This is a genomic window from Kocuria cellulosilytica (assembly GCF_040981245.1).
In the GTDB taxonomy this organism is placed as follows: domain Bacteria; phylum Actinomycetota; class Actinomycetes; order Actinomycetales; family Micrococcaceae; genus Kocuria; species Kocuria cellulosilytica.
In genome coordinates this window covers 332,401-345,376 of the sequence record NZ_JAVFWZ010000003.1, presented here as the reverse complement: position 1 = coordinate 345,376, position 12,976 = coordinate 332,401, and the positions used below count along the sequence as shown (strand labels likewise).

Below are 12,976 nucleotides of genomic sequence, written 5' to 3'. Positions count from 1 at the left end.
GCCTCAGCGGCGAAGCGGGTCGTGCCGAGGAAGTCCACCGCCCCGCGGCCCGGTGTGGGCGGCGGGGCGGTGGGCGGTCAGGCGGCGGTGACCGTCGTGACGGCGTCGTAGGCGCGGTCGGTGCGCTCCAGGTCGCGGGCGCTCTCCTGCGTCGAGACGTAGATCGGCTCGCTGCCCAGCAGGTGCAGGCGGACCGGGACCGTGCGGGGCTGCGAGGGCTCGGTCAGCCTCCGCGGCACGTCCGGATCGAGCTTCAGGGCCTTCGCGGTGGACCCGATGTGCTCAGCGGAAACGGTCATCGTCTCGCTCCTCCTCCCAGAGGTACGCGCGCTCATTATCGCTCTCCCTTCCTCGTCGTCCACGGCAGGGCTCTCCTCGTCAGTGGCGATCTCGTCGAGGAGCTTGCCCCTGTAGTCATCGGACAGCACGTCGGCCGCGTCCACGAACTCGGGCGCCGCGGCCGCCGGCGTCTGCGGCTACTTCTTGCACCGAGCCAGCCGGGGCCACCGGAAGCTGGAGCTCGAAGGAGACCCGGGGCCGCTGGCTCCGCCCTACGAATACGAGGTGTCGGCCAAGGCCTTCCTCTGGTTGGGCTGGATCGCAGGGGTTCTCTGCTGGGCTTGCGGGGCGATCTCGGCCGTCGTCGGGTTCTACGAGGTGGTCATCGTCGGCCCGATCCTCGGTACGGCCGCCATCGCCGGTGGGCACTTGAGCCTCGCCCACGCCCGAGCCATGGACGCCCGCCGCGGGATGCCGCCGGCTGCGCATGAGGAGCTCGGGCTGTCAGAACAGCAGGGGGTGGTTCGGGCCGACGTCGTGGACCAGCTGGCGGATGAAGCCCTGGTCCCAGCCGTGCTGCTGGAGCTGCTCGCGCAGGTGCCGGGACCGGGCGGCACGTTCAGCTCGGCTGAGCCGGCGCCACCACGCGGCGTTCGGCGAAGGCATCCGTCCTTCGAGCGCCCGGTCCTTCATGTTCTCCGAGGCAGTCCCCAGCAGCAGGTGCGTGGTCGGCTGCAGCGACGCGCGCACGCACAGCGGCACGTCGCACCGGTGCAGCGCGGTCCGGTCCTCGATCGCCTCCGGTCCGCCGTGGACGGTGGCCATGGCGAAGCGGTGGGCGGAGACGACCTTCTGGTCGGCCGGGGTGTTGAACCAGGACCGGCCGTACCCGTCGTCGCTGATCGCGCCCAGCCACAACCAGCACGCATCGGGAGTCGGGCCCTTGAGCACGTGGGCGTAGAACCGCTCCACATCGACCGGGTTCACGGCAACCTCCTCTGCGCCCGAGACCATCACCGACCCGGCGGCCGCGACCTGCTCCTGCTGCCGAGTGCGGCGTGCCCCTGCTTGCTGCACCACGGTTCGCCGTTGAGGGGTCAGACAGCCCCGGTTTCCTCGTGGCACGATGCGAGCAAGCAAGGCGATGGGCGAGAAGGAGTGCAGCGTGTCGAGGCGATGGCAGCAGGTGCTCATCCAAGCGGCGATCATCGTGGCCCTCGTCGTGGGGCTGCGTCTGGTCCTGGGCGAGTGGAACTGGTGGATGACCGCGATCGGCGTGGCCGCTCTGCTGCTGAGCAACCTCTGGTCTCCCGGCACCCGTCGCGGCGGAGAGACCGGCCCACAGGAGAGGCCATGACACCGGACCGGTCCCTGCACGGGCACCTGATCGCGATGCTCGTCGGCGCGGCGCTCCTGGTGCTGGCGCAGTTGGGCACGTGGCCGCCGCTGACCGCATTCGAGCGGGCTCTGAGCGGGCTCACCATGGCCGCGGTGCTGATCGCCGTGTCGCTGACGGTCCACGAGCGGCGGCAGGGCGGATCCGCAGGCGGGCCCAGCAGCGTGCCGGCGACCGGCGGGTGCAGGTCCTGTCGGAGGTGATGTCGTGGCGGGTGCTCCAGGTGATCCTCGGCGTGGGCGCGTTGGCCACGCTGTGGTGGGCGGTGCGCAGCGGCGAGCCCGCGGGGTGGGCGATTTTCTTCTGTCTGTGCTCGCTGAACATCTCCGTGAGCACCTTGGCCGGCCGCGCAGCTCGTCGGAAGGAGTAGATCGTGTCGAAGGCGCGTCGGGGGTACGTGACGTTCCTGGGGCTGATGCTCGCTGTGTGCCTCTGGTTGGGACTCGAAGGAGCCCTGGGCGCATGGTTCACCGCTGTCGCCTTCGCCTGTCTCATCGCCTCGGTCGTCCAGCAGGACCGGCGGGCCCGGCGCCGGTCGCCGGCGCGACCAAGTGCCCCGGGCTCGTGGTGGGGCGCAAGAGCGATGGTCAGCGGGATGGGAGGCGTCATGTGTCCGCCCTGAGTCACGAGCCTGCGACGATCCGGACGGACTTCTTGGTGCCCCAGTCAGCCGGTGCCTACCGTCGAGTGCCGACCCTGCCGAGCGGGTGGGGCCTGGGTCCACCAGAAGCGGAGATCACCATGGGCGACACCCACACGTCCGTCGTCGGACCAGTCCCGGGCGAGGGCATGGACCGCCGGGAGCAGGTCGAGCACGTCATCGTGTCTCTCAACGCCCATGATGCCGCGGAGGCTGCATCCACCTACGCCCCGGACGCCGTCGTCTACACGGCTGCCTCTCCTGAGCCCGTGCGTGGCCGAGCAGCCATCCAGCAGGACTTCCAGCAGTGGATCACCGCGATGCCGGACATGAAGCTGGAGATCGAGGAGGTGGCGATCGATGGCCGCACGGCAGCGATGCGGCTGCTGTTCGTGGGCACCCACACAGGGCAGCTGACGACTCCCCTGGGGGTGGTCGAGCCCTCCGGCCGGCGGGTGTCCGTCCCCATGGCCGTCTTCAACCGGCACGACGAGAGCGGGACGACCGAGGTGGAGCACCGCTACCTCGACATGATGTCCATGGCCCAGCAGCTCGGCCTCCTGTGAAGCCCTGAGCAGCTTCTCCTGCCGCTGCTGAATCCCACACCGGTGCGTTCGCTGTCGCACCGGTGTGGGTGTGTTTGTGACAGCCCCGCGGGGTGATCGGTAACGATCGCGAGAGCATCCCTCGTCCCTTGCGCCTGTGGTTCGCCGGGGTGAGGACACTGGTGCCGTGGAGCCGGGCAGCCGGCACCCGCAGCATCGACTCCATCCACCGCACTCGCCGTGGACAGCGTCCGGCACGTCCTCGGCACCCAGCCACGAGGACCGATCATGGACACTGCACACCGCCTCATCGCCGCGGTATCCACCGCACTGCTGGCCGTCGCCATGCCAGCCGTCGCGACCGCCCGGGAATCCACCCCGTCGGAGGAAGAGGCTGTCGAGGAGGCCCCGTGGCCCCCGGAGAACACGCACGGGCAGTTCCTGCCACTGCCGGAAGAGGCCCTGCAGCCCATCACCGTCCCGGCATGCGGCACGGAGGTCACGGTGTCCATCGGCGAGAACGACGAGACCGTGCACCGGGTCTGGGTCACCGACACCGGGGACACGGTCATCGAGCTGCGCGGCAAGGCTTCCTTCGACCTCATGCGCGCCTCCGACGGGGCCACCCTGGACGAGGTGGAACTGGACGGCGCCGCGTTCCAGACCATCAGCGCCGACGGGACCACCGTGACCTTCGACCAGTTCGGGCCGGGTCTGCTGATGTCCGAGACCGAGGAGTCGGCCGCGTTGTCGGCCGGCGCCGGGCTGCCCGAGGACTTCCTCTTCCTGGACGGACGATTCACCGCCACGGTCACCTTCGACCCGGAGACCCTGGACGAGGCGGGGTTCCCGGCGGTGGTTTCTGCGGAGATCACGGAGAACATCACCGAGTACGTCTTCGATGTCTGCGACCTGCTCGATCAAGCGGCCGCCGGTGAGCAACCCGATCTTCCGGAACCATCGGACCAGGCCGGTTGACGCTGCGTCGCGTCCAGGAGAACGCCCCGGGCTCCGAAGCGGAGCACCGGGGCGTTCGTCGTCTCATCCGGCGGATCGGGCTTCGGTGCCGGACATCTCGTCGAGCTCCACGGGGTCGTAGCTGGACACCACGGCCTCGCGCAGGTCGAAGCGGGCGACCGGGGTGAGCATGCTGGTCGGGGACGCGCCGATGACCTGGTAGTCACCTGCGCCGGCTCGAAGCGCTCCTGAACCATCGCACGGGCGATCGGGTGGTCCTCCCCGGCCTCCGCATGGCCCGGCCCTCCGACAAGGCGTAGAGGGAGACCTCCACGGCCGCGGTCAGGAACCCGTCCTCGTCGGCGGCCGCGGCAGCCCCGGCGATCGTCATCGGTCTCTCCAGCTTCATCAGGCCCAGCTGCGCGACGTGGACAGCCAGGGATGACGGGACGTGGCCGGCGGCCAGGGCGGCGGCGACAGTGTCGGGGACAGTCGTTGCGGCGGGTGCGCTCGTGATCGTTTCCATGCCCTCCATGTGTCCGGACAAGAGCCCAGCCCTCGCAGGCGGTGCAGTACGACGCCGCGCCCGCGTGATGGGTGAGCCGGGAGCGGTGCCGGGCCGGGAAACCAGAGCAGCAGGTGCACTCGGCGATGCGCTCCGGGGCCCGAGGAGCACAGGAGACGGCCACGTGCCAGGAAGTCACGGTCGTCGAGCGTGCCTGGACGACCGTGGTCACCAGGTGACGGGCAGCTCGTGGAGGCCGTAGATGTCGGAGTCGTTCTTGAAGGGCAACTCGTCGACGGGAACCGCGCACCGGAGGTCGGGGATGCGCCGGAACAAGGTGTCGATGACGATCCGCAGCTCCAGGCGGGCGAGGTTCTGGCCCAAGCACTGGTGCGGGCCGTACCCGAAGGCGAGATGGTGGCGTCCGCCGCGGTCGATGTCGAAGGCCTCCGGGTCGGTGAACGCCTCCGGATCCCGGTTGGCGGTGTTGGACAGCCCGAGGACTCCTTCCCCGGCACGGATGAGCGCCCCGCCGATCTCCACGTCCTCCCGGGCCACCCGTGAGGTCCCCAGTTCGGCGATCGTGAACCAGCGCAGCAGCTCCTCCACGGCATCGGGGGTCCTGCTGGGATCCTGGCGGATCACGGCCAGATCCTCGGGGCGCTCGGTCAGTGCCAGGACACTCAGGGAGATCATGTTCGCGGTGGTCTCATGACCGGCCACCAGCAGCAGGAAGGCCAGGCTGACCAGGGCCTCATGGTCCACACCGCCCTGCTCCTGTTGTTTGCGGATCTGGCGGCCCAGCAGGTCGTCGGTGGGATCGTGCTCCTTCGCGCTGATCAGCCGGTCGAGGTAGGACAGCAGTTCGCCCAGTGCCTGCTGGATCCGCTGCACCGCCACGCTGCGGGAGAGCAGGGTGGCCGAGCGGGTCTGGAAGAAGTCGTGGTCGGCGTAGGGCACCCCGAGCAGTTCGCAGGTCACCAGTGAGGGCACCGGCAGGGACAGCGTCTGCACCAGGTCCGCCGGGCGGGGTCCGGCCTGCAGGGCATCGAGGCGCTCGTCCACGATCTGCTGGATGCGCGGGCCGAGTGCGCTGATCCGTTTGAGGGTGAACTCTCCCATCACCGCCCGGCGGGCCGGCCCGTGCGCCGGCGGGTCCATACCGAGCAGGCTCAAGGACACCGGGATCGCTTCGTGGGTAGGGGCGGGGAACCCGGGATGGTTGCGGTCGGAGCTGAACCGCGGATCAGCCAGCATCGCCCGGATGTCCTCGTGGCGGGTCAACGCCCACACGGTCATCCCGGAGGGCAGGGTGACCCGGGAGATGGGCGCCTCTTCGCGCAACCGCAGGTGCTCGGGCGGCGGGGCGTCGGGGCACGGCCGGGTCAGTGGCAGGGCGGCGGGGTCGGTGGAGGTCATGGTGCACCTCAGTCCTGGTAACCGTACGGCGCAACTTCTTCCGTGGGGATCCACGCTACCGAGCCGCCGGGAACCCGTCCAGATGCGTCATGACCAGCGACGATGGATGTCCGGGGGAAGAGTTCTCCAGCCGCCGCTGTTACCTCCAGCAGGGCGGGGATCCATCCACCCGCGACACGGCGCCGACACCTTCCCGGAGCCGGCCATGGACGAGGAGACGGACATGCGGATCAGTGTGGATCGCACCAGGTGCTGCAGCTCCGGGCAGTGCGCCGCCCTGGCACCGGAGGTGTTCGACCAGCGCGACGACGACGGCGTCGTGCTCCTGCTCGATGCAGCACCACCAGAAGCCGCGCACGCTGCGGTCCGCGAGGCCGCGCTGGCCTGCCCGGCCGCCGCGATCCTGCTCGACCGATAAGGAGTGCGAGGTGCCAGATTTCTTGTTCGGACCCGTCGATTCCGGACCGTGCAAAGGACCCGGCGGACGACTGACACCTCTCCATCCTCACCGGAATCGTCCCGCCGGCATCGCGACAAGAGAGAATGCGTTGTCGCTTTGGACGCGCGTCCGATGCGCAGTTCGCGATCCGGTCGTTGTGCGGAACGGATGGATTCCTCTCGCTCCATGCCCGAGGTTTTCGATGGCTGTCGTCTTGTGGACAGGTCGATGAAGGGTGCTCAAGAGCTCATCGATGTCCTCGACGGTGAACCATCACGAGTTCGTGGGTCCGAGGTGGAGGATCTCTCCCGCCGTCGCCTTCTGTCGCAGCGTGGACTCGGAGATGATCGTGCCGGGAACGCTGTCAGCCAAGAAAACGGGGGGTTGCGCCGACTGGAAGTCGCTGCGCCCTCGAGGTGATGTAAGGGTGCCTATCATGCTGAACACCCTCGCCCGCACCACAAGATCCGCTCGCTGTCCGCGACCGCGGCGGAATGCTCCACGCATCTCTGTTCGCAGCGACACTGCAACCAGCGCGTAGAAGGGGCGGTGAACCAGGCGGTCGCCAGTAGGGGAGTGGGTTCCGGAGGGGACACATTGAGGCTCGTCTTGGGCATCGCTGTCCGGGTGATGTCAGTACCCGACAACCGACGTGCGGCAGTTCTCAAGTCCCCCTCGCGCACAGTGGACGGCCCGGTCGGGCCGCAGACGGAAGCCCCGTCCTCGACAGGAGCAAACGCCCCGTCGACGACGGGGCTCTGGTCGGTGCCGGGCAGGACTCCGGCATCGCTCGAGCGCAGCGCGACCGGCCGGCAGAGCTGCGCCACCACGAGCCCGGCAGCTCCTGCGGTTGCGGCGGCTCCGGCCGGACAGCCGCTGCGGGCCGCGTGCTCGGCCCCGGTCGGACCATCGGGTCAGGCCCGGTCGCTGCCGGAACGGCTCCTCCGGGCAGCGGCGCCGCCGATGAGGGCGATCGCCAGGACGACGGGAAGACCCGCGGTCGCCGCCCCTGAGGGTCCGCCGGCTTCGGCCGACACCGCGGTGTCCATGTTCAGCCCGGGATTGACGGCCACCGGGTCGGACGCGGGCGGAGTCGGGACCGGCTCCGGCGCTGCGACAGGTTCTCCTGCGTCCACGACGGGCGGACCGGCAGCGAGGTCCCCGCACAGGTCGCGCACCTGATCGGCCAGACCCACGAGCTGGTGGGCGGAGGCCTCGTCGAGACCGAGGCCCGAGCGGAGCGTCTCCAGCTCCTGGTAGGCGGCGTCGAGAGCGGACTGGGAGGCGACCACCTCGGGAGCGCTCAGGGCGGCTCCCAGGGCGTCCATGAGCTCAGCGGCCTGCGCCTCGATCGGAGCCAGCGCCGCCCGGGCGGCGGCGAGCTGTTCTTCCGCGGAGGAGATCGCGGTCGCGTTCCCGGAGGCCTGCGCCACCCGCAGCGCCTCCTCGGCCGCCAGCAGCGCGGGTCGGGCTTCGTCGTCGGCTTGGTCCACGATCCTCAGCTGGGCCCACAGCTCCCCGGCCGCCGCCTCCCGCAGCGCCTCCGAGCGGGCGTGGGCGTCCGCGGCGGCCGAGGCGGCCTCCTCCAGCTCCACCACCGACGCCGCGGTGATGCCGTAGGCGCCCAGCACCTCGGCGAAGTGCCCTGACGCCTGCACGCAGGCCGGGTCGTCCGTGGCGGCGACCGCCGCCGGGCCGCCCAGCATCAGCCCACCGGCCAGTACCGCGGCCGAGAACCCGGCCGTCACCCACTTCGTCACAGCAACCATGTCCGTGCCTCTCCTGGAATCCTGTCGCCGCCCGGGCGTGTCCCGGGGCCGCGGTGCTCGGCACGGGCGTACTGGCTCTTCCGATCCGCGCTCGGTGGCGGATTCCCCAGGGGAGCTCGTGCTGCCGATCGTCCGACGCAGAACCGGGTCCTGGTCAGCAGGTCGATGTGCGCTCACGCTAGATCCGCACCCGCTGCGTTGGCAATGGCAAAGAGCGGACTCACCAGGGGTGATGCTCGAGGAGTCCGTCGTGGTGCCGACATGCCGCGTCTCGGTGGAACAGAAGGACCGGGTGTCGTGTCGATCGCCACGGCGACGGCCATGGCGATCCGGGTGCGTGTCACTCCGGGCAGGGACGGCAGGAGCCGGCGCGGCAGCGGTGCGGTGCGCGGGGGACCGGATGTCCGGACCGGTGTCAGCTCGGGCGCGAACGCCGGCGGACCATCGCCACGCTGCTGCCGGCGACGAAGCCGTACAAGAACGCCCCGACCGGTTCGAATCCGTGCTCCCGGACGGCCCGGACGATCTTGGCTTGGCCGTCGTCGGCCCCGGTGAAGCCCGTGACGGAGCCCGAGGCGAAGACCGGTCCGTCACCGGTCTCGCTCTCCACGACCTTCCAGCGGGTCGGGCCCTCGTATCCTGGGCCGGCGTCCTGACCCCACGTCACGACCAGGGCGTAGAGGGTGTCGGTGCCCTCCTCGAGCTCCTCGATCGCGGCGGCCACGCTGCTGCGCAGCACGTGGACGTCACCGCCGCAGTCGCGCTCCAGGTGCTCGCGCAGGAAGGCCAGCAGGGCGTCGTGGGCGGGCATGATGAGTCCTCCTTCAGCTCCGGGACGGTGTCCGTGGCACAGATCGTAGGTCCGTCCGCGCGTCCGCAGAACCTCTCCCGGGGCTCCGCAGGGGCCGATCGCATCAGCGGTGGACGAGGTGACCCCGCAGCACCGGCAGCACGGTCGCGGCGTTCCGCCGCCTGCCGGTGACGGGTTCCCGCCGCAGGGTCGGAGTCCCGACGACGAGCTGGATGATCGTCAGCGTCGTGGGGCCCGGCGGAGAGGCAGCCACGGCCGGCCACTCGACAGCGGTGAGGGCGACTTTCAGGCGCAGCCTCTCGGTGGGTCGGCGTCAGCACTCGCCACCGCCCACACCCCCGCCGCCGTCGAATCCCCTTCCGGAATCCCCGCCGGCGTAGCCCCAGAATCCCGCGGTGGAGCCCCCAGCGGCCGTTCCGCCGTCAGTGCCGGTGCGCCGGTCGAGGTGCTTCGGACGGTAGAGACGCAGGAGAGCAGCCACGCACGCCGCGGCGACGGCCAGGCCGAGGATCCCCAGGACGAGACCGAACGGGGGCGGGCTGTCGAGTGCTTCTGCGGGCATCAGGGGCAGCATGTCGACTCCTTCGAGGGCTCGTGGTTTCAGGGTGCAGGAAACCGGCCCCGTTGCACCAGGGTGAGGACCGATGTGGGAACCAGCGCCACGCCGTGCCTCCGGAGCTCGGCGATCCAGGTGTCGACCGCGGGGTCCTGGTGCGTGGCGACGGGCACGCCGGCGATCCGGCGGCGGCCGTCCTGCTCGAACAGGGTGTGCAGGACCGGGGCCGTCTCGGTCAGGACGATCCGGCGCAGGACCGGGTGGGAGGCCACCACGGAGGACACCGCCTCCCCCGGGACGATCCTGACGACCGGGGCCTCGGCGCCCACGGCGTTCCACTCGGTGGTCTCGATGTCGGCGCGCGTCCTGCCGGACGTGGGGGACCGGGCTGTCGGTCACGGCGGTCCGGGGCACAGGGTGGGGGTCCGGCGTCACGACGGGGTGCTGCTCGCAGGGTGTGGTGAGTGCCCCCCGCCCGTTCTCCCCCTGGTCGGCGACGACCCGCAGGCACCTCGATGACCGCCACGGTGTGCCGGTGGGCCTCGCACTCCGGAGGCGCCCCTTGTCCTCCGCCGGGGGTGGGGCTTCCGGAGAATGCTTGCCGGGTCAGCGGCCGGGGACCGTGGCGGTGACCTGCAGCGGCTCGACGGTGTGGTCGGGGTGCTCGACCAGGGCCCGGCCGAGCATGAGCGCCCGCGTGAGACCGTGGGCGAGCCGGTGCTGGAGCGGGACGAAACCGGCGGCCCCGTAGAAGGCCAGCAGCTCCTCGGCCCCGTGCACCGGATCGGGGGATTCGGGGCGGAGCACGACCCAGGTGTTGCCCGCCGCCCGCGCGGTGTCCAGGAAGCGTTCCAGCAGGGCGGCTCCGATGCCGCGGTCGCGGTGGTGGTGGGCGACGACGAGGGTGTCGAGGTAGCTGCACCGCCACTCGGCGGGAGGCTCCGGCGTCACGACGAAGCTCTGCCAGGTGGCCGAGGAGTGGTTGCCGTGGCACAGCCCGACGATCTCGCCCCGGCGGGTCTCCGCGACCGTGGTGGTGCCCAGCCACCGCTCGAACTGCTTCCGGGTGAGATCCCGGTGCGGGGCGACCTGCCGGTTGAGCTCGGCGGCCGCTTCCCAGTCGTCGCAGGCGGCGGGCCGGATCGTGATGCTGGGGGAGCACATGGGACGAGCGTAGCGCCGGTGCGCCGCGGGACCGAGGGGTCTTCGGGGAACTCAGGCGGGCAGATCCGTCGGAGAGGCGCCTGTGTTGCGGCAACCCACCTGACGCACAGACCGCCTGACGAGCTGAGTGGACCGGCGCTCGCGTTTCGCTACGCTGGCGACATGGCGGAGACAGGCGCGACCACAGCAGTGGTCCGCTGATGCCGACGTCGCTGAAGCTCAACCTGGTCGCCCTCGGGTTCCTGTTCGCCGGCCTGGCCTTCCTGGCCCGGGGGCTGGTCGAAGGAAAGGGCACGATGCCCCGGGGCCGGGACCGCCGGGCCGCTGCCGGGTTCTTGGCTGTCTCGGCCGCGCTGTTCCTGGCTGCCGGCGGCTTCCTGATGGCCGGGGACTGAGCCCCGGAGGCCGGCGGACGGCTCCGTGGCGGCCCGTCGCGGAAGCCCTCCGGCGGCCGCGCAGTCCCACTTCGGGGCACGGGCACGGAGGCACCGGAGCCGGGGACCCGGACCGTCGTGCGCCGGCCGGAGGGCGAGCGGGTCCGAGCCGCTACCGGGACTCCGGCGGTTCCTCGAGCGAGGAGTCCGTCTCGGCGGATCCGGCCTCCTCGTCACCCTGCCCCTGGCCGTGTGCGCTCCCACCGGCCGAGTACGCCTGGTGCCGGGCGACTTCGGCGTCGTTGCGCTGCCTGTCCGCCAGGGCCACGTCACCGCGCCCGCGGGAGATCAGCCTCCACCCCAGCACGGCGATCAGCACGCCGGCGACAGTGACCGAGCCGCCCAGCCAGAACGGGCCCACCGTGTGGAGCTCGAAGGAGTTGAACACGGTGAGGACTCCCGTGGTCAGCACCACGGTGCCGATCGTCTGCTTCGTCGTGCCCTTCAGGCCTGCCGGCCCCATCCGGTCGCGTCGCCGTCCGCGACCAGTCCACCAGATCCATGTGCGAAGGGGAATGCCCTGCTTCGGAGGTGGGGCGGTGGAGGCCCGGACCGCGACCAGGGGGCCGGACCTCCTCCACGTTCTGCCTCCCGGTGCCGGAGGCAGGCCGTCCGGGGTGCGGGTCGACAACGCTCGCACGGTCCCTCGACGGCTGCCGCTGCCCCGGCCGGCACCGCGAGCGCTCAGGGGTTCGTGGTGATCTGCCCGCCGAGCTCGTCCTGCAGCTGCTCCAGCGGAGCGGCGTCCCTCGAGATGACGATCCAGTTGCCCGCGTGCAGGATCGACGCGTTCTGCTCGTCCCGGAGGAGGCCCAGCAGCTGGTCCATGCTCTCCTCGGACCCCGCGACCGCCATCGCCATGACGCCGTTGGCGCAGTCGAGGAAGGTGGTCGACGCATCGGCCGGGGCGCGCAGCTGGTCCGTGCCCGGGCACTCGACGCCGGCGTCGACGACGTCCTCGCGCAGCGCCAGCGCGTCGTCGTAGGCGGTGTTGCCGTCCACCATCGCCTGGATGTCCGCGGCGGTCGGCCCGCAGCCGGTCAGCACCAGGGCGGAGAGAGCCAGGAGAGCAGGAAGGGGGCGGCGCATGGGACGTCCTCTCGTCGATGGGTCCGGGTGCCGAGCAGGCAGCACCGGACGGGCAGGTGCAGGCACTGGCCCGATCCTATGTGCCGGACCGCTCCGGGCGGCTGGTTCTCGTGCCGCGGCGGGCCGCTCCGCCGGTGCCGGGCTCACCCGGGGTTCCCCTGCTCCGCGCGGTGCTGCTCGTCGAGGACGCGGTCGAGGACACGGCCCGGGGTGTGCTGGTACCCGGGGTCGATGCGCTCCAGCGCGGTGAGGATCGCCCCGACGTCGTAGGTCACCGCCGGGTCCCCGCCGTGGTGGCTCCAGCGGCGCTCGGCGACCCAGGCCCACACGTGCACGGGCCGGCACCGCCGGCAGGTGCCGTGCTCGGCGGTGAGGCAGTCCGGGCCCACCGGCCGGGTGAGGCCGGCGATCTCGGCGGGGGTGCGGCGGTGGTGCTCCACCACGGCCCAGAACTTCTCGTCGGGGATCCGGGTGAAGTCCGCACTCAGCCCGGCCAGCGCGTCCCGGGCCCGCGCCGTGTCGTAGTAGAAGTCCGCCCTCGCCCACGGCGGGACCCGGTGCCGGGCGCGCAGTGCCTCGAGGACGACCTGGTCCTGGTCCCGGGCGATCTCGGCCGCGGTGCGCGGCGACGGGTCCGTGGCCGAGCGCCAGAGGCTGTCGAACAGGGCCGCACCCTCGGTGCAGGCCTGGCGGACCAGCAGGGTGCCGATGTCCAGGGAGTAGCGCTGGGACCACAGTGCCCCGGAGAGCCGTTCGTAGACCTGCCCGTCGTCGAGGGTGAAGCTCTTCCGGTCGGCGGCCACGACCACACGGCGGGTGGTGGGTTCACCGGTGGTTCCGGTGCGGGCGGGGACGACCACCGCCCGGGCGCCGGTGTACACGGCGCCGCCCTGGTTGAGTCTCCGCCGTTCGTCCATCAGCCGGGGTGCTCCTCGTGGCGTCGGTGGCGGGGGCGACGTCTTCGCCCGGTGCC

19 protein-coding genes are annotated in these 12,976 nt (G+C 71.3%); 6 read left to right on the top strand and 13 right to left on the bottom strand.

What is annotated here, in order from left to right; genetic code table 11:
* Positions 1-77 precede the first annotated feature (77 nt).
* Together RCG67_RS06695 and RCG67_RS06690 are read right to left on the bottom strand one after the other, a co-directional pair.
* Entirely contained in the window at positions 78-299 is a 222-nt protein-coding gene (locus RCG67_RS06695) for a hypothetical protein (RefSeq protein WP_368825390.1), read from the bottom strand.
* Between the two features lie 484 nt (positions 300-783).
* Positions 784-1,266, bottom strand: a complete 483-nt coding sequence (locus RCG67_RS06690) for a hypothetical protein (protein ID WP_368825389.1) — start codon at positions 1,264-1,266, stop codon at positions 784-786.
* Positions 1,267-1,444: 178 nt separating this feature from the next.
* Between RCG67_RS06690 and RCG67_RS06685 the strand changes: the two genes are divergently transcribed.
* The 4 genes from RCG67_RS06685 (at position 1,445) to RCG67_RS06670 (ending at position 3,838) form a co-directional block, all read left to right on the top strand.
* Positions 1,445-1,636, top strand: coding sequence for a hypothetical protein (locus RCG67_RS06685; protein WP_368825388.1), 192 nt, complete (start codon positions 1,445-1,447; stop codon positions 1,634-1,636).
* Entirely contained in the window at positions 1,633-1,878 is a 246-nt protein-coding gene (locus tag RCG67_RS06680) for a hypothetical protein (RefSeq protein ID WP_368825387.1), read from the top strand. The genes RCG67_RS06685 and RCG67_RS06680 overlap by 4 nt, the downstream gene beginning before the upstream one ends.
* Before the next feature lie 538 nt (positions 1,879-2,416).
* Positions 2,417-2,881 carry an ester cyclase gene (locus tag RCG67_RS06675; protein WP_368825386.1) on the top strand — a complete coding sequence of 155 codons (465 nt, stop codon included), beginning with the start codon at positions 2,417-2,419 and terminating at the stop codon, positions 2,879-2,881.
* Positions 2,882-3,148: 267 nt separating this feature from the next.
* Positions 3,149-3,838, top strand: coding sequence for a hypothetical protein (locus RCG67_RS06670; protein WP_368825385.1), 690 nt, complete (start codon positions 3,149-3,151; stop codon positions 3,836-3,838).
* A gap of 202 nt (positions 3,839-4,040) precedes the next feature.
* Here RCG67_RS06670 and RCG67_RS06665 read toward each other — a convergent pair whose 3' ends face one another.
* Both RCG67_RS06665 and RCG67_RS06660 read right to left on the bottom strand, forming a co-directional pair.
* Positions 4,041-4,343: a hypothetical protein gene (locus tag RCG67_RS06665; protein WP_368825384.1), complete on the bottom strand. Its 303-nt coding sequence runs from the start codon at positions 4,341-4,343 to the stop codon at positions 4,041-4,043.
* Between the two features lie 207 nt (positions 4,344-4,550).
* Positions 4,551-5,741 (bottom strand): cytochrome P450, encoded by a 1,191-nt coding sequence (locus tag RCG67_RS06660; protein WP_368825383.1) that lies wholly within the window; start codon positions 5,739-5,741, stop codon positions 4,551-4,553.
* Between the two features lie 205 nt (positions 5,742-5,946).
* On the opposite strand from RCG67_RS06660, the gene RCG67_RS06655 reads away from it, so the two are divergent.
* Positions 5,947-6,159 carry a ferredoxin gene (locus RCG67_RS06655; RefSeq protein ID WP_368825382.1) on the top strand — a complete coding sequence of 71 codons (213 nt, stop codon included), beginning with the start codon at positions 5,947-5,949 and terminating at the stop codon, positions 6,157-6,159.
* Between the two features lie 935 nt (positions 6,160-7,094).
* Here RCG67_RS06655 and RCG67_RS06650 read toward each other — a convergent pair.
* The 6 genes from RCG67_RS06650 to RCG67_RS06625 all read right to left on the bottom strand — a co-directional run bounded on the left by RCG67_RS06650 (position 7,095) and on the right by RCG67_RS06625 (position 10,480).
* The gene (locus RCG67_RS06650; RefSeq protein WP_368825381.1) at positions 7,095-7,949 is read right to left on the bottom strand and encodes a hypothetical protein; all 855 of its coding nucleotides are present in this window, start codon (positions 7,947-7,949) and stop codon (positions 7,095-7,097) included.
* Between the two features lie 415 nt (positions 7,950-8,364).
* Positions 8,365-8,760, bottom strand: coding sequence for a hypothetical protein (locus RCG67_RS06645; protein ID WP_368825380.1), 396 nt, complete (start codon positions 8,758-8,760; stop codon positions 8,365-8,367).
* Positions 8,761-8,863: 103 nt separating this feature from the next.
* Positions 8,864-9,013, bottom strand: a complete 150-nt coding sequence (locus tag RCG67_RS06640) for a hypothetical protein (RefSeq protein ID WP_368825379.1) — start codon at positions 9,011-9,013, stop codon at positions 8,864-8,866.
* Positions 9,014-9,073: 60 nt separating this feature from the next.
* Positions 9,074-9,334 (bottom strand): hypothetical protein, encoded by a 261-nt coding sequence (locus RCG67_RS06635; RefSeq protein ID WP_368825378.1) that lies wholly within the window; start codon positions 9,332-9,334, stop codon positions 9,074-9,076.
* Between the two features lie 26 nt (positions 9,335-9,360).
* Positions 9,361-9,645: a hypothetical protein gene (locus tag RCG67_RS06630; RefSeq protein ID WP_368825377.1), complete on the bottom strand. Its 285-nt coding sequence runs from the start codon at positions 9,643-9,645 to the stop codon at positions 9,361-9,363.
* 277 nt (positions 9,646-9,922) lie between these two features.
* The gene (locus RCG67_RS06625) at positions 9,923-10,480 is read right to left on the bottom strand and encodes a GNAT family N-acetyltransferase (protein WP_368825376.1); all 558 of its coding nucleotides are present in this window, start codon (positions 10,478-10,480) and stop codon (positions 9,923-9,925) included.
* Positions 10,481-10,680: 200 nt separating this feature from the next.
* Between RCG67_RS06625 and RCG67_RS06620 the strand changes: the two genes are divergently transcribed.
* Complete coding sequence (locus tag RCG67_RS06620) at positions 10,681-10,875, top strand: hypothetical protein (protein ID WP_368825375.1); 195 nt, start codon at positions 10,681-10,683, stop codon at positions 10,873-10,875.
* Positions 10,876-11,026: 151 nt separating this feature from the next.
* Here RCG67_RS06620 and RCG67_RS06615 read toward each other — a convergent pair whose 3' ends face one another.
* The 3 genes from RCG67_RS06615 to RCG67_RS06605 form a co-directional block, all read right to left on the bottom strand.
* Positions 11,027-11,377, bottom strand: coding sequence for a hypothetical protein (locus RCG67_RS06615; protein ID WP_368825374.1), 351 nt, complete (start codon positions 11,375-11,377; stop codon positions 11,027-11,029).
* A 221-nt stretch (positions 11,378-11,598) separates the two neighbouring features.
* Positions 11,599-12,003 (bottom strand): hypothetical protein, encoded by a 405-nt coding sequence (locus RCG67_RS06610; RefSeq protein WP_368825373.1) that lies wholly within the window; start codon positions 12,001-12,003, stop codon positions 11,599-11,601.
* A 143-nt stretch (positions 12,004-12,146) separates the two neighbouring features.
* Positions 12,147-12,920 carry a hypothetical protein gene (locus RCG67_RS06605; protein WP_368825372.1) on the bottom strand — a complete coding sequence of 258 codons (774 nt, stop codon included), beginning with the start codon at positions 12,918-12,920 and terminating at the stop codon, positions 12,147-12,149.
* Positions 12,921-12,976 lie beyond the last annotated feature (56 nt).